The following is a 17,222-nucleotide window of genomic DNA, read 5'->3' on the forward strand; positions in this document are numbered from 1 at the left end:
ACGCCATGCGTCCAGATCCTTGCGAACCGCCTGCATCTTCTGCTCGGCCTCGACGATCCGGCGGCCAATCTCCCAATAGCTGGCCGTCATCAGCGCATTGACACTGCGCGCCGTTGCCTGCCGCGCAGCATCCAGTAACTCCACAATGCCGCCGTGGATGCCGGCATAGCCAGTCGGTAAGGCGGCGCGTTTCCCCGCTGCCGTAGGCGTCTTCCTTGTCATGCTGTCGCCTCCATAGAACGGGATGCCCCAGTAATGGCCAGCCGCCGATTCGCCACCAGTTCGGCCGCATCCCGCACCGGCTTATCCTCGGTATGAACATAGTGCATAAACATCGCCACGGTCTTGTGGCCTGTGAGCCTCATGCCCACCTTGGTCGGCACGCCCGAATTGGCAATATCGGTCGTCGCACGGTGGCGGATGCCGTGCGTACCGACGTGCGGGACACCGGCAGCCTTGAGCACGCGCGTCCAGCCACCGTAGTGTTCGCCGTGAGTCATGTGCCGGGCCGGGTCATTGGGTGACGGCAGGACGTAGGGGCAGCCCTCCCGGCGCGGCGCAGTGGACAGCAACCGATAGGCTTCCTCGCTCATGGGCTTGGAAATGCCACCCGTCTTGCTGTCGGGCCAGACGACCCGCCGATTCTCCAGATCAACCCAGCCCCATTCGAGTGGGCAGATTTCAGAGCGGCGGGCAGCGAACTCGAATTGCAGGCGAATCGCCAGCGGAATGACGTAGTTCTCTAGTCCCTCGGTCTCCAGATGCTCCAGGTGACGGAAGATCCGTACCAACTCGTCGTCCACGATAAGCCGGGTTTCCTTGCCGGGCGGGTACATCGGGACGTGGCGGCACGGATTCGTGCCGTCCGGGCGCAGCCCCCACACCTCGGCCAGGTTGAACATCTTGCGCAGCACGCCGAAGGTACGGTTGGCCTCGGCCTGCTTGTAGGCCAGCTTCTTCATCAACGCAGCCACGTCCGGGCGCTTTACGTCCTGCACCTTCGTCCGGCCCATGATCGGGATGATGCAACGGTCGATGACGCCCTGATAGCCGCGCTGCGTGCTGGGCTTGTTGCGCTGCTTCGAGTAGTCCTCCATGAAGGTGTGGCAAAACTCCTTCATCGTCGGTGCCTTGCGGGCGGCATTCTTGGCTGCGCTGGGGTCGCCGCCCTTGCGCACCTCGGCCAGCCATTCCTGCGCCATTGTGCGTGCCTGATCGACCGTCAGTTCCCCGTACTGGCCCAGGGCAGGCTTGCGGCGCTCGCCGGCGTTCGTGCGGTACTGGAGCATGAACACCTTGCGGCCCGCCGGGGTGATCTTGCACAGGAAGCCGGGCACCAAGGTGTCCCGCAGTTCGACGGCCTTGTCTTGGGGGTGTGCCGCATCGACTGCGGACTTGGTGAGCTTGATCTTCGCCATGATGACTCCTAGGAAAGCCCGGTTTACAAGAGCCGCATGGGAGCCACGCGAGGGGAAGCCGGGTCAAGTTTCGGAAAGCACCGGCATATGTTGAACTCGCCTAAGTGATTGATAAACCTGCTGTATCGAGCCTTGGCGTAGTCCAGCGAAATGCGATGCTGGAGTCATCGTGAAACAAAAAACCCGCTACGCGGGCGTCGTCGTAGCGGGTTTCAGGGGGGCTAGAAGGGAATAGCGATGGTGCCGGTGAAAGGAATCGAACCCTCGACCTTCTCATTACAAGTGAGCTGCTCTACCAACTGAGCTACACCGGCGGGTGCGCCGCTGCGCGGAGGCGGCGGGCAAAGGGACTGCATTGTAGTAAATCCGGGCGCCACGGCCCAGCGAGCGGCCTACTTGACGATGGTCAGGTGCGGGCGCTTGGGTTCGTCGCCCCCTTCGGCCGGTTCCGCGGGCGCGGATTCGGACTGGCCGGGGACGGCCTCGGCCGCCGGGGCGGCGCTGTCGTCGCGGACGGGAGGCTCATAGGGCTGGACTTCGAAACCCATGCCGGCGCCTGTCTCGCGGGCGTAGATGGCGCTGACCGCCCCGATCGGCACCGACACGTTCTCGGTGACGCCGCTGAAGCGGGCCTGGAATTCGATGAATTCATTGCCCAGCACCAGCTTGTTGGTGGCCAGCGTGCCCACGTTCAGCGTGATCTGGCCGTCGCGCACGTGGGCCGCCGGCACCATGGTGTGCTCGTCGACCTGCACGGTGATGTACGGCGTATAGCCGTTGTCGGTGCACCATTCGTGCAGCGCGCGCAGCAGATAAGGCTTGGTGGAAGTTTCACCCATATTGGACAACCCTTGGCGCTCAGCGACGCATGACTTTTTCGGACGGCGTCAGCGCTTCGATGTAGGCCGGACGCGAGAAGATGCGTTCCGCGTATTTTTGCAGCGGCGCGGCGTTCTTCGGCAGTTCGATGCCGTAGTGGTCCAGGCGCCACAGCAGCGGCGCGACGGCCACGTCCAGCATCGAGAACTCGTCGCCCAGCATGTATTTGTTCTTGAGCAGCAGCGGGGCCAGCTGGGCCAGCCGGTCACGGATGTTCTGGCGGGCGTTGACCAGCTTCTTCTCGTCGGGCTTGGCGCTGCGGTCTTCCAGCGTGGAAACGTGGACGAACAGTTCTTTCTCGAAGTTGTACAGGAACAGGCGGGTGCGCGCGCGCATGACGGGATCGGCCGGCATCAGTTGCGGGTGCGGGAAGCGCTCGTCGATGTACTCGTTGATGATGTTCGACTCGTACAACACCAGGTCGCGCTCGACGAGGATGGGCACCTGCCCGTACGGGTTCATGACCGAAATGTCTTCGGGCTTGTTGTACAGGTCGATGTCGCGGATCTCGAAATCCATTCCCTTCTCGAACAGCACGAAGCGGCAGCGTTGCGAGAAAGGGCACGTGGTTCCGGAATAGAGCACCATCATGGCGGTAAGTCCTTGTATGAAAAGCGAAAGGCCAGCGCTGCTAATCTAGCAGGCGCTGGCCCCGATTGCCAGGGTGGGATAGGTGTGCCGCCCTATCGGGATTGCGTTGCCGGCCGGCGCGGAGCCGGGCCGGCAACCTGGCGGGGCATTGATAATCAGCGCACGTGTTTCCAGTAGGAAGCGTTCAGGCGCCAGGCTACCACCAGGAACAGGCCCAGGAACAGCAGCACCCATACGCCCAGTTGCTTGCGGAAGAGCTGGCCGGGTTCGGCCATCCAGGCCAGGAACGCGGTCAGGTCGGCCACGTCGTTGTCGTACGCGGCGGCCTTGGCGGGATCCAGCGCCTTGAACTTGGCGTCGACCGAGGCATGGCCGTGGAAATCGGCCACCGGTTCGGTCTTGACGGTGGAATAGCCCTGGGCGTCGTAGGTGGTGGTGACGCGTTCCCAGCCCTTGGCGCCGTCCTGGCCCGTGACCTCGTGCATGGCCACCGTGGTGAGCTCGCGCGGCCCCTGCAGTTCCCACAGGGCGTGCGGCATGCCGACGTTGGGGAACACCAGGTTGTCCCAGCCGGTGGCGCGCGCGGTGTTGCGGTAGAACGTGCGCATGTAGGTGTAGATGTAGTCGGCGCCCGACGGGCCGGCGTTGATCGACTTCGCGCGCGCGATGACGGAGAGGTCCGGCGGCGTGGTGCCGAACCATTTCTTGGCGTCCTCGGGCTTCATGGCGACGGTCATGAGGTCGCCGACTTTCTCGCCCGTGAAAAGCAGGTTTTCCTTGATCTGGTCGTCGGTCAGGCCGATGTCCTGCAGCTTGTTGTAGCGCATCGAGGACGCGCTATGGCAGTTCAGGCAGTAGTTGACGAACAGCTTGGCGCCGTTCTGCAGCGCCGCGACGTCGTTGACGCGGTTGGGCGCGGTTTCCAGCGGGTAGCCGCTCTCGGCGGCGTACGTGGCGGTACACGTGAGCGTCAACGCTACGGCACCAATCAGCTTCTTGATCATGGTCATTCCGTTATGGGTTCGTGGCTCAGTGGGCATGGAACGTGACGCGGTCGGGAACCGGCTTGAACGTGCCGAGGCGGCTCCAGACGGGCATCAGGAAGAAGAAGCCCAGGTAGATCAGCGTGCCGATCTGCGAGGTCAGGTTGTACGCGTCGCTGGGCGGCTGCGTACCCAGGAAACCCAACACCAGGAAGTTGACGATGAAAATGCCGTACAGGACCTTGTGCCAGCCCGGACGGTAGCGGATGGACTTGACGGGCGAGTGGTCGAGCCACGGCAGGAAGAACAGGATGACGACGGCGCCGCCCATGGCCACCACGCCCCAGAACTTGGCGTCGATGACGCGCAGCAGGACGGCGATGACGATCAGCAGGCCGGGCACGGCGATGCGCATGAAGCCCTTCAGGTTGCTCTTGACCAGCAGCGCGACGGCGCCCAGCACGGCGGCCCCGGCCAGCACCCACGTGAATTCGTTGGTGGTGGCGCGCAGCATGGAGTAGAACGGCGTGAAGTACCAGACCGGCGCGATGTGCGGCGGGGTCTTGAGCGGATCGGCCGGAATGAAGTTGTTGTATTCCAGGAAGTAGCCGCCCATTTCAGGCGCGAAGAACACGATGGCCGCGAAGACGATCAGGAAGCCCGCCACGCCCATGATGTCGTGGACGGTGTAGAACGGGTGGAACGGGATGCCGTCCTTCGGGCGGCCGTGCTTGTCCTTCGGGCCCTGCTTGATCTCGACGCCGTCGGGGTTGTTGGAGCCGACTTCGTGCAGCGCCACCAGGTGGGCGGCCACCAGGCCGATCAGCACCAGCGGGATGGCGATGACGTGGAACGAGAAGAAGCGGTTCAGGGTGGCGTCGGAGACGACGTAGTCGCCGCGGATCCAGATGGAAAGCTCGGGGCCGATGAACGGGATGGCCGAGAACAGGTTGACGATCACCTGGGCGCCCCAGTAGGACATCTGGCCCCAGGGCAGCAGGTAGCCGAAGAACGCTTCGGCCATCAGGCACAGGAAGATGGCCACGCCGAAGATCCAGACCAGTTCGCGCGGCTTGCGGTACGAGCCGTAGAACAGCCCGCGCAGCATGTGCAGGTAGACCACCACGAAGAACATCGAGGCGCCGGTGGAGTGCATGTAGCGCACCAGCCAGCCCCACGGCACCTCGCGCATGATGTATTCGACCGACTGGAACGCGCGTTCGGCGTCGGGCTTGTAGTGCATCACCAGGAAGATGCCGGTGACGATCTGGAGCACCAGCACCAGCAGCGCCAGGGATCCGAAGAAGTACCAGAAGTTGAAGTTCTTGGGCGCGTAATACTCGGACAGGTGCGCTTTCCAGGTGGAAGTCACCGGGAAGCGCCGGTCCAGCCAGCCCAGCAGGCCTGTTGTCTCGACGGTTTTTTCGCCAGCCATCAATGGCTCCTTCTATACGGGGCGTATTTTGCTAAGGTCGGGGTAGGAGGCTGCGCTGCTCGCGTCAGGCCTTGTTATCTTCGTCAACCCCGACGATGATGCGGGTGTCGCTCAGGTATTGGTACGGCGGGACTTCGAGGTTGTCGGGCGCGGGCTTGTTCTTGTACACGCGGCCGGCCATGTCGAAGGTGGAGCCGTGGCAGGGGCACAGGAAGCCGCCTTCCCAGTTGGCGGGCAGGCCGCCGCCGCCGCCGGTCTCGAAGTGGGCGGTGGGCGAGCAGCCGAGGTGGGTGCAGATGCCGACGCAGACGAACAGGTCGGGCTTGCGCGACCGGTATTCGTTCTGGGCGTATTCGGGCGTGAAGCCCGGGCGCTCGGAGTTGGGGTCGGCGACGAACGCGTCCTGGGTCTTCAGGCCGGCGAGCTGTTCCTCGGTGCGGCGGATGATCCAGACCGGCTTGCCGCGCCATTCGACGGTGCGCATCTGGCCCGGGGCCAGGGTGGCCACGTCGACTTCGACGGGCGCGCCGGCGGCGCGGGCTTTTTCAGAAGGGGCGAAGGTGCTGACGAACGGGACGGCGGTTGCCACGCCGGCGACTCCGCCCACCGCACAGGCGGTCGTTACCCAGAAACGGCGCGAAGGATCTGGTGGGAGGTTGGGATCAACCGCACCGTCATCGTCATGCACCAGCGTATCCTGACTCATCTTCCTATCCTTGTTGATGCGCCCGCAGTGCCTGTAGCATCAGGCTTGCAGCATCCGTTATGCCGAAATATGTAACAACATAGCAACCGCGTATTATAGCGCCTGCCCACTGACGGGCGAACGACGTAAGGAGCATTCATGAGCAAAGCATCGGGTTTTCTCAAGGAATTTCGCGATTTCGCCGTCAAGGGCAATGCGATCGACCTGGCGGTTGGGGTAATCATTGGCGCGGCATTCGGCAAGATCGTCGATTCGGTGGTCAAGGACCTGATCATGCCGCTGGTCAACTTCATCCTGGGCGGCTCGGTCGACTTTTCCAACAAGTTCCTGGTGCTCTCGGCGCCGGAAGGCTACACCGGCCCCATGACCTACGCCGACCTCACCAAGGCCGGCGCCATCGTGCTGGCGTGGGGCAACTTCCTCACCATCCTGATCAACTTCCTGCTGCTGGCGCTGGTGGTGTTCATCATCGTCAAGGCGATCAACGCGGCGCGGCGCAAGGAAGAAGAGGCCCCGGCTCCCGAAGCGCCCGCCGAAGACCTGGTGGTGCTGCGGGAAATCCGCGACCTGCTGAAGAAATAAGCGCGGCGCGGGTGGCCGGCCTACACCGGGTTGTCGATGTCGACGAATTCGACCCGGATGCCGAACTGGCGCGCCAGCGCGTCGCCCAGCGCCTGCACGCCATAGCGCTCGGTGGCATGGTGGCCGGCGCCGATGAACCCGACGCCGGTCTCGCGGGCCAGGTGCACGGTGGGCTCGGACGCCTCGCCGGTGATGTAGGCGTCGACGCCCGCTTCCACGGCGTCGGCGAGCATTCCCTGGGCGGCGCCCGTGCACCAGGCCACGCGGCCCAGCGGGCGATCCGGCTCGCCCACCACCAGCGGCTCGCGCTGCAGGCGCTCGCGCACCCGCTGGGCCAGCGCGCCCAGCGTGGCCAGGCCGGGCGCCGTGCCCAGCCAGATGAGGTTGTCCGGCCCGCAGGCCGCGGGCGCGCCGTCGGCCAGGTACTGCGGCGCCAGGCCCAGCACTTGCGCCAGTTGGGCGTTGTTGCCCCATTGCGGGTGCGCGTCCAGCGGCAGGTGGTAGGCGAACAGGTTCAGTTCGTGCGCCAGCGCCAGGGCCAGCCGCGTGCGGCGCGGCCCGCGCACGCGCGGGTCCTCGTTCTTCCAGAACCAGCCATGATGCACCAGCACCGCATCCGCGCCGCGTTCGATGGCCGCGCGCAGCAGCGCCTCGGAAGCAGTGACGCCGGTGATAATGTGGCCTATCTGCGGCCGGCCTTCCACTTGCAGGCCGTTGGGACAGTAATCTTTGAAGCGCGCCGCTTGCAGCGTGGTGTCCAGCCAGGCTGCCACTTCGCGGGTGTCGACAGTTTTCATTGCCCTACCTTGTCAGGATCATGCGTCGCTACTGGCTGATATTCGCTCAGGCCGTCACGGTATGTCTGGCCATTTTATTCGTCGTGACCACCTTGCGGCCCGACTGGCTGCGCCTGTCGGCGCCCGCCCCGGCCGGCGCGCCCGCCCTGCCGCCGACGGCGCCGGCGGATTCCAGCTATGCGGCGGCGGTGACCAAGGCCGCGCCGGCAGTGGTCAATGTGTTCACGACCAAGCACGTCAATGTGCCGGTCGTGCCGCTGCCCGATGATCCGGTGCTGCGGCAGCTGTTCGGCGAGGTGCCGGGCCTGAGCCGCCGTCAGGCGTCCACCAGCCTGGGTTCGGGCGTGATCGTCAGCGGCGAAGGCTACGTGCTCACCAACTATCACGTCGTGGAGGCGGCCGACGCCATCGAAGTCGCGCTGGCTGACGGCCGCAGCGGCAGCGCCAAGGTGGTGGGCGCCGATCCCGAGACCGACCTGGCGGTGCTGAAGCTGGACCCCGGCATCCGGCCCCTGCCCGTCGCCGCGTTCGCCGCCGATCGCAGCCTGCGCGTGGGCGACGTGGTGCTGGCCATCGGCAACCCGTTCGGCGTCGGGCAAACCACTACCCAGGGCATCGTATCGGCGCTGGGACGCAACGGGCTGGGCATCAACACCTACGAGAACTTCATCCAGACCGACGCGGCGATCAACCCCGGCAATTCCGGCGGGGCGCTGATCGACGCCCAGGGCAACCTGATCGGCATCAACACCGCCATCTATTCCGAATCGGGCGGCTCGCTGGGCATCGGGTTCGCCATTCCGATCGATGCCGCGCGCAAGGTCATGGAGGACATCATCAAGACCGGCTCGGTGCGGCGCGGCTGGCTGGGCATCGAGCCCCAGGATGTCACGCCCGACCTGGCGCGCGCCTTCGGCCTGGCGCCGGACACCCGCGGCGTGGTCATCGCGGGCGTCATGCGCGGCGGGCCGGCGGGCAAGTCGGGGCTGCGCGTCGGCGACATCGTGCTGACGGTGAATGATGCGCCGGTGCAGGATACGGTGTCGATGCTGCGCTTGATCGCGGCGCTGCCGCCCGGCGAGAAGGCCACCTTGGGCATCCTGCGCGGCGGCAAGGCGCGCGATGTCACGGTGGTCGTGGGCACGCGGCCCGCGCGGCCGCGCTAGTAGCGAAGGCGCTCAGGCGCCGGCGGGCGGTTCCGCGTCGGCCTTCGCGGCGGCCGGTGCGCGCGGGCCATCGGCGATCAGCCGCGCGATGGCCACGATTTTCTTGCGGGCGTCGGTGGGCAGGCGGTCCATCAGGGCTTGCAGTTCGGCGGCGTAGCCGTCGGGCTCGGCCGCCGGCGGCGGTTGCCGGGCCTGCGCCCCGGATGGCCGCGCCAGGGGTTCGACGCCGTCCGTGAGCCAAGGCACCGATGTGTTCAGTGCCAGGGCGAGGCGCTGCAGCGTGCTGCGGGCGGGTGAGTACGCGTCACCCCGGGCCAGTATGCGGTGGATGGACGACTGGGGCACGCCTGAGATACGTGCCAATTGATTCTGGCTTTTGATGCCGCGCCATCGCATCTGGGCGCGCAAACGGTGTGCGAGCGTCATGCCGGCAATTTACGGTTGCCGGGCGCGGGCGGACAAGAGTAAAAGCGTCCGCTTTATGTGTGGCGACGACATAGGCCGGGCGGCGGCCGTCCAGGGCAGCGCCCGGGGTAGAGGGACGGTGTCAGCGGTGTTCGGTCAGGCTGCCCGCCGCGTCTTCGGCGTCTTCGTCTTTCCTGCCGGGCGTGACCATGCGCGCGCAGATCAGGCCGACTTCATACAGCAGGCACAGGGGCACCGCCAGCATGAACTGGCTGACGACGTCGGGCGGCGTGACCACGGCCGCGATCACGAAGGCGCCGACCACCACGTAGCCGCGCGCGCTGCGCAGCTTGTCGAGTTCGACGATGCCGGTCTTGACCAGCAGCACCACCGCCACCGGCACTTCGAAGGTAATGCCGAAGGCCATGAACATGGTCATCACGAAGCTGAGATAGGCCTCGATGTCCGGCGCCGGCGTGATCGACTGCGGCGCGAACGTGGCGATGAAATGGAAGACCGTGCGGAACACGAAAAAGTAGCAGAACGCCATGCCCAGGATGAAGAGCAGCGTGCTGGAGACGATCAGCGGCAGCGCCAGGCGTTTTTCGTGCCGGTACAGGCCGGGCGCCACGAAGGCCCAGGCCTGGTACAGCACGACGGGCAGCGCGACGACGAAGGCGGCCATCAGGGTGACCTTGACGGGCACCATGAAGGGCGTGATGACACCGGTGGCGATCATGCGCGTGCCTTCGGGCAGCGAGGCCAGCATGGGCTGGGCCAGCACGTCGTAGATGACGGAGGCGCCCGGATAGATGAACAGCACGACGAACACGCCGATCACGGCGAGCGCCGCCTTCATGAGGCGGCTGCGCAGTTCGACCAGGTGCGAGATGAAGGTTTCTTGCGGCTGTTCCTGGTCCAGCGTGTCTTGCTTGGCGTCCTGGGTCACGGTGCGGTACCGGTGTTTTGCTTGGTGGGGGACTGCGGCTCGGACGGCGCGGCGGGCGCCGGCTCGCCGGACGGCGCGGGGACGGCGGCCGGCGCCGGTTCGGCCGAAGGTGGCGGGGCAACTGCCGGCTGGGCACCGGATACGGCCTGCGTGGCTTCGCGCGCGGTGTCGTTCAGGCCGGTGCGCAGGGAATTTTCGGTCTCGCGCAGCGACGAGGTCATGCTGCTGGCCGCCTCGTCCATTTCGCTCTTGAACTTGCGCAGCTCGTCGAGCTCGATTTCGCGCTGGATGTCGCTCTTGACGTCATTGACGTAGCGCTGCGCGCGGCCGAGCAGGTGGCCGACGGTGCGCGCCACTTTGGGCAACCGTTCGGGGCCGATGACGATCAGCGCGATGACGCCGATTACCATCAGCTCGGTGAAACTGACATCAAACATGCGGCGTCTGCTCGCTCAATCAGATGGACAGGAGCAATGCCTGGCGGCATTGCTCCGGGAGAGGCTGGTGGCGGGGATCAGGAGTTGGTCTTTTCTTTGGCCTGGACGTCGATGGTGTCGTCCGCGACCTTCTGCTGGGTGACCTGGTCGGCGGGCTTGTCGGAATTGGCATCCTTCATGCCTTCCTTGAAGCCCTTGACCGCGCCGCCGAGGTCGCTGCCGATGTTGCGCAGTTTCTTGGTGCCGAATACGAGAGCAATGATGACCAGGACGATCAACCAATGCCAGATGCTGAAGCTACCCATGACGGTTCTCCGTGATTATGCGTTGGGAGCCATGCGCCCTTTCCAGGGACGCTGACCGCCGAGAATGTGGAAATGCAGGTGCGGGACTTCCTGGCCGCCTTCGGCGCCCGAGTTCGCCATCAGGCGGAACCCGCCTTCGGGCCCCGGACGGCAGCCGTTCTCGGCCGCCAGGCGGGACGCCAGAGTCACCATTCTACCCAACCAGCCGGCATCGTCGGCGCCGATGTCCTGCAGGGACGCGACGTGCCGGCGCGGAATGAGCAGCAGGTGCACCGGGGCCGCCGGGTTGATATCGTGAAAGGCCACGAATTCGTCGTCTTCGTGGACCTTCTTGGAAGGAATTTCGCCGCGGGCGATCTTGCAGAAGATACAGTTGTCGCTCATCTCAGGTTCCGTGCTCAGTGGGCGGGCCGCCGCGCTTTTTCTTCAAGGCCCGACAGCCCTTCCCGGCGTGCCAGTTCGGCCAGCACGTCTTCGGGCCGCAGATTGTAGTGAGTCAAAGTGACCAGGCAGTGAAACCATAGATCGGCGGTTTCGCTGATGATGCGATCGGGCGCGCCGTCCTTGGCGGCCATGACCAGTTCGGTGGCTTCTTCGCCGATTTTCTTCAGGAATGCGTCCGGCCCCTTGGCCAGCAGCTTCGCCACGTAGGACGTCTGCGGATCGCCGCCCTGGTCGGGGCGGCGCGTGGCGAGGGTGTCGGCGATGCGCGCCAGGGTGTCGGCGCCGGCGGCGGGGGCGGTCATTTGTAGATGTGTTCCGGGTCTTTCAGGACGGGGTCGACGGTGACCCAGGAAGCCTCGCTGGAGGCATCTTCCAGGCGGCGGAAGAAGCAGCTCGCGCGGCCGGTATGGCAGGCGATGCCGCCGTGCTGGTGGACCTTGAGCAGGACCACGTCGCCGTCGCAGTCCAGGCGCAATTCATGCACGGCCTGCGTATGCCCGGATTCCTCGCCCTTGCGCCACAGGCGCTGGCGCGAGCGCGACCAGTAGACCGCGCGCCCGGTGGCGGCGGTTTCGGCCAGCGCGGCGCGGTTCATCCAGGCCACCATGAGGATCTGGCCGTTTTCGGCGTCCTGGGCGATGGCGGGAATCAGGCCGTTGTCGTCGAAGACGACGTCGGCCATCCAGGCGGGATCGGTATTCATGGGATGCAGTCTAGCCCAGTCTCACGGCGATGCCTTGATCGGCCATGAATTGTTTGCATTCGCGCACCGTGTGCTGGCCGAAATGGAAGATGCTGGCGGCCAGCACGGCGCTGGCGCGCCCGGTGGTGACGCCGTCGGCCAGGTGCTGCAGGCTGCCCACCCCGCCCGAGGCGATGACGGGGACCGGCACGGCGTCGGACACGGCGCGGGTGAGTTCGAGATCGAAGCCGGACTTGGTGCCGTCGCGGTCCATGCTGGTGAGCAGGATCTCGCCGGCGCCGTAGGCCGCCATGCGGCGCGCCCACGCCACGGCGTCCAGGCCGGTCGGCTTGCGCCCGCCATGGGTGAAGACTTCCCAGCGGGCGGGTTCGCCGGCGGCCGACACGCGGCGCGCGTCGATGGCCACCACGATGCACTGCGAACCGTGGTATTCGGCCGCCGCGCGCACCAGCTCGGGGTTGGCCACGGCCGCGCTGTTGATGCTGATCTTGTCGGCGCCGGCGTTGAGCAGGCGCTGCACGTCGGACACCTGGCGCACGCCGCCGCCTACGGTCAGCGGGATGAACACCTGCGAGGCCACCTGCTCGATGATGGGCAGGATCAGGTCGCGGTCGTCGCTGGTGGCGGTGATGTCGAGGAAGGTGAGCTCGTCGGCGCCCTGCTCGTCGTAGCGGCGGGCGATCTCGACCGGGTCGCCCGCGTCGGTCAGGTTGACGAAATTGACGCCCTTGACCACCCGCCCCGCGGTGACATCCAGGCAGGGGATGATGCGGCGGGTCAGCGCGCCGGCGGCGGGTTGCGAAGTGATGGCGTTCATTGGCTGAGTTCGTCGGCGCGGGCCTGCGCGGCCTTGAAATCGAGCGCGCCTTCGTAGATGCTGCGGCCCAGGATGGCGCCTTCGACGCCCTCTTCCTCGACCGCGCACAGCGCCTCGATGTCCTGGATGCCGGCGATGCCGCCGGAGGCGAAGACCGGGATGCGCACGTGCTGCGCCAGGCGCACGGTGGCGTCGACATTCACGCCCGACATCATGCCGTCGCGGCTGATGTCGGTGTAGATGATGGCCTCGCAGCCGTAGTCCTCGAACTTCTTGGCCAGGTCGAGGACATCGTGGCGGGTGAGCTTGCTCCAGCCGTCGGTGGCGATCTTGCCCTCGCGTGCGTCCAGGCCGACGATGATGTTGCCGGGGAAGGCGCCGCAGGCGTCCTGCAGGAAGCCGGGGTTCTTCACGGCGGCCGTGCCGATGATCACATACGAAATGCCGGCGTCGAGATAGGACTCGATGGTGTCGAGGTCGCGGATGCCGCCGCCGATCTGCACCGGGATGTCGTCGCCGACGGCATCCAGGATGGCCTTGATGGGCGCGTCGTTCTTGGGCTTGCCCGCAACGGCGCCGTTGAGGTCGACCAGGTGCAGGCGCCGCGCGCCGAGGTCGAGCCAGTGCGTGGCCATGGCGGCGGGGTCTTCGGAGAATACCGTTGCCTCGTCGAGGTCTCCCTGGCGCAGGCGTACGCAGCGCCCGTCTTTGAGATCGATGGCGGGGATCAGCAGCATGGTGGATAGCGAGCGTTGAAAAATCGGTTGAAGAAAGGCCGGCCGAGGCTCGTACGGGGCGGCTATGGGTTCCAGTCTACAAAATTGCGGTACAGGCGCAAACCGTGCGCGGCGCTTTTCTCGGGGTGGAACTGCACCGCGAAAATGTTAGCCGCTGCCACGGCGCAGGTAAATGTAACGCCGTAGTCGGTCTCGCCCACCGTGAGGCCGGGGTCGGCCGGCGCGGCATAGTAGCTGTGCACGAAATAGAAGTGGGTATGGTCCGGAATGCCCGCCCACAAAGCATGAGAGCGCGTCTGGCGGACTTGGTTCCAGCCCATGTGCGGCACCTTGAGGCGTTCGGCGCCATCGGCGGCGGCCGCGGCGTCGGCGAAGGCGTCGCCGGCGAAGCGGCGCACGGTGCCGGGAAACAGGCCCAGGCAGGAGGTGTCGCCTTCTTCGCTGCGTTCGAAGAGCATTTGTTCGCCGACGCACACGCCCAAGAGCGGCTTGCCGCGCGCCGCGCGCTCGACGGCTTCGCGCAGGCCGGATTCGTTCAGGGTGCGCATGCAGTCGGCCATGGCGCCCTGGCCGGGGAAGACGACGCGATCGGCCGCGTCGATGTCGGCGGCGCGGTTGCAGATGCGGATATCGGCGTCGGGCGCGGCATAGCGCAGCGCACGCGCGACGGAATGGAAGTTGCCCATTCCGTAATCGACGATGGCGATGGAGGTCACTGAGGTCTGCCTGGCGGGTCGGTTACAGCACGCCCTTGGTGGACGGCACCACGTCGCCCATGCGCGGATCGTGTTCCAGGGCCATGCGCAGCGCGCGGCCGAAGGCCTTGAAGACCGTCTCGCACTGATGGTGGGCGTTGACGCCGCGCAGGTTGTCGATGTGCAGCGTGACCAGGGCGTGGTTGACGAAGCCCTGGAAGAACTCGCGGGCCAGGTCGACGTCGAAGTCGCCGATGCGCGCGCGGGTGAACGGGATGTGATATTCCAGGCCCGGGCGGCCGGAGAAATCGACGACCACGCGCGACAGGGCCTCGTCCAGCGGCACGTAGGCATGCCCGTAGCGGCGCAGCCCGGCCTTGCCGCCGACCGCCTTGGCGACGGCCATGCCGAGGGTGATGCCGACGTCTTCGACCGTGTGGTGGGCGTCGATGTGCAGGTCGCCTTCGGCCTTGATGTCGAGGTCGATCAGGCCGTGCCGGGCGATCTGGTCGAGCATGTGGTCCAGGAACGGCACGCCGGTGTCGATGGTCTGCGCGCCGGTGCCGTCCAGGTTGACGGCCACGCGGATGCGCGTTTCGTTGGTGTTGCGGGTGATTTCGGCGGTACGCATAAACGGTGGGGGCGAGCCTAGTGGGAACGGAGAATGTCTTGCAGGGCGGCCAGCAGCGCGGCGTTCTCGGCCGGCGTGCCGACCGAGATACGCAGGCAGCCGGCCAGCAGCGGGTGGGCGCCGGAAAAGTTCTTGACCAGTATTTTGCGCGTTTTCAGGGCAAGATGCACGGCGTTGCCGTCCGGCTGGCCGGAAAAGCGCGCAAGCACGAAATTGCCGGCGCTGGGAAAGACGCTGACCCCGGGGAGGGCCGCCAGGGCGGCCGCCAGCGGTGCGCGGTCGGCGCGCAGCCGCGCGGCCTGGGCGTCCAGCACCGGCTTGTGGCGCAGGACCGCGCGCAGGGCCGCCTGGGTCAGCACGTTCAGGTTGTAGGGCGGGCGCACCTTGTCGAACTGGGCGATCCAGTCGGGATGGCCGGCCAGGTAGCCGAAGCGCAGGCCGGCCAGGCCGATCTTGGACACGGTGCGCAGCACCGCCACGTTGGGCAGCGCCGGCAGGCGCGGCATCCAGGTCTGGCCGGCGAACGGCTGGTAGGCCTCGTCCAGCACCACCAGCCCGGGCGCGGCGTCGATGATGGCCTGCACCGCCTGGTCGGGCCACAGGCCGCCGGTGGGGTTGTTGGGCAAGGCCAGGAAGACAACCTTGGGGCGATGCTGCGCGATGGCCCGCAGCATGGCGGGCAGGTCGAGTTCCAGGCTGTCGGTGAGCGGCACGCCCACGAAGCGGGCATGGTCGAAGCGCGCCGCCATGTCGAAGTACACGAACGACGGCCACGGCGACATGACGGCATCGCCGGGCTCGCAACAGGCCTGGACGATCAGGTGGATCAGTTCGTCGGACCCGTTGCCGAACAGCAGGCCGGCCTCGGCGGGGATGCCGAAGGCTTGCCGGACATCCTGGTCGAGCGCGCCAGTGCCGCCCGGCGGGTAGCGATTGAGGGCCGCGTCGCGCACGGCGCGGGCGATGTCCTCGCGCACCGTTTCGGGCAGCTCGTACGGGCATTCCATGGCGTCGAGCTTGATGCCGTCGGCCGCCGGCGCCACCGCGTAGGCGGCCAGCGCGCGGATGTCGGCGCGCACCGTGCCGGCGATGCGGCCGGCCACGGCCTCGGCCGCCGCTGGCCCGCGTTCGGGCGGCCGGGCGGCGTTCACGGGTTGTCCAGCCGGTATTGCGCGCTGGCCGCGTGGGCCGGCAAGCCCTCGCCCAGCGCCAGCTCGGCGGCGATGCGGCCGAGCGTCTGGGCGCCCTGCCGCGACACCTGGATCAGGCTCGAACGCTTCTGGAAGTCGTACACCCCCAGCGGCGAGGAAAAGCGCGCGGTACGCGAGGTGGGCAGCACGTGGTTGGGCCCGGCGCAGTAATCGCCCAGGGATTCGGAACTGAAGCGGCCCATGAAAATGGCGCCGGCATGGCGGATGCGGGCCGTCCAGTGCTCGGGCTGCTCGGTGGAGATCTCGAGGTGCTCGGGCGCGATCTCGTTGGCGATGGCGCAGGCCTCGTCGAGGTCGCGCACCAGGATCAGGGCGCCGCGGTTGGCCAGGCTGACGCGCAGGATGTCGGCGCGCGGCATGGTGGGCAGCAGGCGGGCGATGGCGGCCTCGACTTCGTCGATGAAGGCGGCGTCGGGGCACAGCAGGATGGACTGGGCCAGTTCGTCGTGTTCGGCCTGCGAGAACAGGTCCATGGCGATCCAGTCGGCCGGCGTCTTGCCGTCGCAGATGACGAGGATCTCGCTGGGGCCGGCGATCATGTCGATGCCCACGGTGCCGAACACGCGACGCTTGGCGGCCGCCACGTAGGCGTTGCCGGGGCCGACGATCTTGTCGACGGCCGGCACGGTGGCGGTGCCGTAGGCCAGCGCGCCGACCGCCTGCGCGCCGCCGATGGCGAAGGCGCGGTCCACCCCGGCGATGGCGGCGGCGGCCAGCACGATGGGGTTGCGCGTGCCATCCGGCGTGGGCGTCACCATGATCAGCTCGGGCACGCCGGCGACCTTGGCCGGGATGGCGTTCATCAGCACCGACGAGGGATAGGCCGCCTTGCCGCCGGGCACGTACAGGCCGACGCGGTCCAGCGGGGTGATCTGCTGGCCCAGCAGGTTGCCTTCGGCGTCGGTGTAGGTCCAGGTTTCGCCGCGCTGGTGCTCGTGATAGGCGCGCACCCGGTCGGCCGCGGTCTCGAGCGCGTTGCGCTGCGCCGTGGGCAGCGCCGCCAGCGCGGCCTGCCAGTCGGCCTTGGGGATTTCCAGCGCCTGGGCGGAAGTGGCCGCCACGCGGTCGAACCGCTGGGTGTATTCCAGCAGGGCGGCATCGCCCCGGCTGCGCACGTCGGCCAGGATGCCGGCGGCGGCGCGGTCGATGGACTCGTCCTCGGCGGCCTCGAAGGCCAGCAGCCGGGACAGCGCGGAGGAGAATCCCGGTTGGCGGGAATCAAGGCGATTGATCAGGGCCATGGCGTCTGGTGATGCAAGAAAACAGGCCCGCGGCGGCGCTGATGCGGGTGCCGCCGCCGTGGGCAAAAACGTAGTGTAGCGGGCGCGGGC

Annotated in this window: 22 protein-coding genes, 1 tRNA gene and 1 pseudogene; 2 read left to right on the top strand and 22 right to left on the bottom strand. The window is 66.9% G+C overall.

The annotated features are described in order from the left end of the window. Window positions 1-36: 36 nt before the first annotated feature. From CAL24_RS00630 to petA, 8 genes and pseudogenes are all read right to left on the bottom strand, one after another. Window positions 37-222, bottom strand: a pseudogene (locus CAL24_RS00630) (DUF1016 domain-containing protein); the annotation flags it as partial. After that, window positions 219-1,418 carry a tyrosine-type recombinase/integrase gene (locus tag CAL24_RS00635; RefSeq protein WP_094805466.1) on the bottom strand — a complete coding sequence of 400 codons (1,200 nt, stop codon included), beginning with the start codon at window positions 1,416-1,418 and terminating at the stop codon, window positions 219-221. The gene CAL24_RS00635 and the pseudogene CAL24_RS00630, both read right to left, overlap by 4 nt. A gap of 238 nt (window positions 1,419-1,656) precedes the next feature. Next, window positions 1,657-1,732: transfer RNA gene (locus CAL24_RS00640), tRNA-Thr, on the bottom strand. 78 nt (window positions 1,733-1,810) lie between these two features. After that, complete coding sequence (locus CAL24_RS00645; RefSeq protein ID WP_028353754.1) at window positions 1,811-2,257, bottom strand: ClpXP protease specificity-enhancing factor; 447 nt, start codon at window positions 2,255-2,257, stop codon at window positions 1,811-1,813. Between the two features lie 19 nt (window positions 2,258-2,276). Further along, on the bottom strand, window positions 2,277-2,888 hold the full coding sequence (locus CAL24_RS00650) for a glutathione S-transferase N-terminal domain-containing protein (RefSeq protein WP_028353753.1): 612 nt from the start codon (window positions 2,886-2,888) through the stop codon (window positions 2,277-2,279). A gap of 155 nt (window positions 2,889-3,043) precedes the next feature. Then, a complete protein-coding gene (locus CAL24_RS00655; RefSeq protein WP_094805467.1) occupies window positions 3,044-3,898 on the bottom strand; it encodes a cytochrome c1 in 855 nt (284 codons plus the stop codon). Between the two features lie 19 nt (window positions 3,899-3,917). Further along, complete coding sequence (locus CAL24_RS00660; RefSeq protein WP_028353751.1) at window positions 3,918-5,306, bottom strand: cytochrome b; 1,389 nt, start codon at window positions 5,304-5,306, stop codon at window positions 3,918-3,920. 64 nt (window positions 5,307-5,370) lie between these two features. Beyond that, on the bottom strand, window positions 5,371-6,012 hold the full coding sequence (gene petA, locus CAL24_RS00665) for a ubiquinol-cytochrome c reductase iron-sulfur subunit (protein ID WP_028353750.1): 642 nt from the start codon (window positions 6,010-6,012) through the stop codon (window positions 5,371-5,373). Between the two features lie 138 nt (window positions 6,013-6,150). On the opposite strand from petA, the gene mscL reads away from it, so the two are divergent. Further along, a complete protein-coding gene (gene mscL / locus CAL24_RS00670; RefSeq protein ID WP_028353749.1) occupies window positions 6,151-6,594 on the top strand; it encodes a large conductance mechanosensitive channel protein MscL in 444 nt (147 codons plus the stop codon). Between the two features lie 20 nt (window positions 6,595-6,614). On the opposite strand, the gene CAL24_RS00675 is transcribed toward mscL, so the two are convergent. Then, complete coding sequence (locus CAL24_RS00675) at window positions 6,615-7,391, bottom strand: Nif3-like dinuclear metal center hexameric protein (RefSeq protein WP_094805468.1); 777 nt, start codon at window positions 7,389-7,391, stop codon at window positions 6,615-6,617. Between the two features lie 20 nt (window positions 7,392-7,411). Between CAL24_RS00675 and CAL24_RS00680 the strand changes: the two genes are divergently transcribed. Continuing rightward, window positions 7,412-8,557 carry a S1C family serine protease gene (locus tag CAL24_RS00680; RefSeq protein WP_028353747.1) on the top strand — a complete coding sequence of 382 codons (1,146 nt, stop codon included), beginning with the start codon at window positions 7,412-7,414 and terminating at the stop codon, window positions 8,555-8,557. A gap of 12 nt (window positions 8,558-8,569) precedes the next feature. Here CAL24_RS00680 and CAL24_RS00685 read toward each other — a convergent pair whose 3' ends face one another. From CAL24_RS00685 to hisD, 13 genes are all read right to left on the bottom strand, one after another. Continuing rightward, entirely contained in the window at window positions 8,570-8,983 is a 414-nt protein-coding gene (locus CAL24_RS00685; protein ID WP_051439356.1) for a helix-turn-helix domain-containing protein, read from the bottom strand. 121 nt (window positions 8,984-9,104) lie between these two features. Then, window positions 9,105-9,911, bottom strand: a complete 807-nt coding sequence (tatC, locus tag CAL24_RS00690; RefSeq protein ID WP_094805469.1) for a twin-arginine translocase subunit TatC — start codon at window positions 9,909-9,911, stop codon at window positions 9,105-9,107. Further along, a complete protein-coding gene (gene tatB / locus CAL24_RS00695; RefSeq protein ID WP_094805470.1) occupies window positions 9,908-10,348 on the bottom strand; it encodes a Sec-independent protein translocase protein TatB in 441 nt (146 codons plus the stop codon). Before tatB ends, tatC begins: the two co-directional genes overlap by 4 nt. 77 nt (window positions 10,349-10,425) lie before the next feature. Beyond that, a complete protein-coding gene (gene tatA, locus CAL24_RS00700; RefSeq protein ID WP_028353744.1) occupies window positions 10,426-10,653 on the bottom strand; it encodes a Sec-independent protein translocase subunit TatA in 228 nt (75 codons plus the stop codon). A gap of 15 nt (window positions 10,654-10,668) precedes the next feature. Beyond that, window positions 10,669-11,037: a histidine triad nucleotide-binding protein gene (locus tag CAL24_RS00705; protein WP_094805471.1), complete on the bottom strand. Its 369-nt coding sequence runs from the start codon at window positions 11,035-11,037 to the stop codon at window positions 10,669-10,671. Between the two features lie 14 nt (window positions 11,038-11,051). Beyond that, a complete protein-coding gene (locus CAL24_RS00710; RefSeq protein ID WP_028353742.1) occupies window positions 11,052-11,399 on the bottom strand; it encodes a phosphoribosyl-ATP diphosphatase in 348 nt (115 codons plus the stop codon). Further along, window positions 11,396-11,800 (bottom strand): phosphoribosyl-AMP cyclohydrolase, encoded by a 405-nt coding sequence (gene hisI / locus CAL24_RS00715; protein ID WP_094805472.1) that lies wholly within the window; start codon window positions 11,798-11,800, stop codon window positions 11,396-11,398. The genes CAL24_RS00710 and hisI overlap by 4 nt, the downstream gene beginning before the upstream one ends. A gap of 10 nt (window positions 11,801-11,810) precedes the next feature. Then, complete coding sequence (gene hisF / locus CAL24_RS00720) at window positions 11,811-12,617, bottom strand: imidazole glycerol phosphate synthase subunit HisF (protein ID WP_094805473.1); 807 nt, start codon at window positions 12,615-12,617, stop codon at window positions 11,811-11,813. After that, window positions 12,614-13,354 carry a 1-(5-phosphoribosyl)-5-[(5-phosphoribosylamino)methylideneamino]imidazole-4-carboxamide isomerase gene (hisA, locus tag CAL24_RS00725; protein WP_028353739.1) on the bottom strand — a complete coding sequence of 247 codons (741 nt, stop codon included), beginning with the start codon at window positions 13,352-13,354 and terminating at the stop codon, window positions 12,614-12,616. Before hisA ends, hisF begins: the two co-directional genes overlap by 4 nt. 62 nt (window positions 13,355-13,416) lie before the next feature. Beyond that, complete coding sequence (gene hisH, locus CAL24_RS00730; protein ID WP_094805474.1) at window positions 13,417-14,070, bottom strand: imidazole glycerol phosphate synthase subunit HisH; 654 nt, start codon at window positions 14,068-14,070, stop codon at window positions 13,417-13,419. A gap of 22 nt (window positions 14,071-14,092) precedes the next feature. After that, window positions 14,093-14,680, bottom strand: coding sequence for an imidazoleglycerol-phosphate dehydratase HisB (gene hisB / locus CAL24_RS00735; protein ID WP_028353737.1), 588 nt, complete (start codon window positions 14,678-14,680; stop codon window positions 14,093-14,095). Window positions 14,681-14,697: 17 nt separating this feature from the next. After that, window positions 14,698-15,831 (bottom strand): histidinol-phosphate transaminase, encoded by a 1,134-nt coding sequence (hisC, locus tag CAL24_RS00740; RefSeq protein WP_249278453.1) that lies wholly within the window; start codon window positions 15,829-15,831, stop codon window positions 14,698-14,700. Beyond that, window positions 15,828-17,132, bottom strand: coding sequence for a histidinol dehydrogenase (hisD, locus tag CAL24_RS00745; RefSeq protein WP_028353735.1), 1,305 nt, complete (start codon window positions 17,130-17,132; stop codon window positions 15,828-15,830). The genes hisC and hisD overlap by 4 nt, the downstream gene beginning before the upstream one ends. Window positions 17,133-17,222: the final 90 nt, after the last annotated feature.

This window comes from Bordetella genomosp. 2 (assembly GCF_002261345.1).
In the GTDB taxonomy this organism is placed as follows: domain Bacteria; phylum Pseudomonadota; class Gammaproteobacteria; order Burkholderiales; family Burkholderiaceae_B; genus Bordetella_A.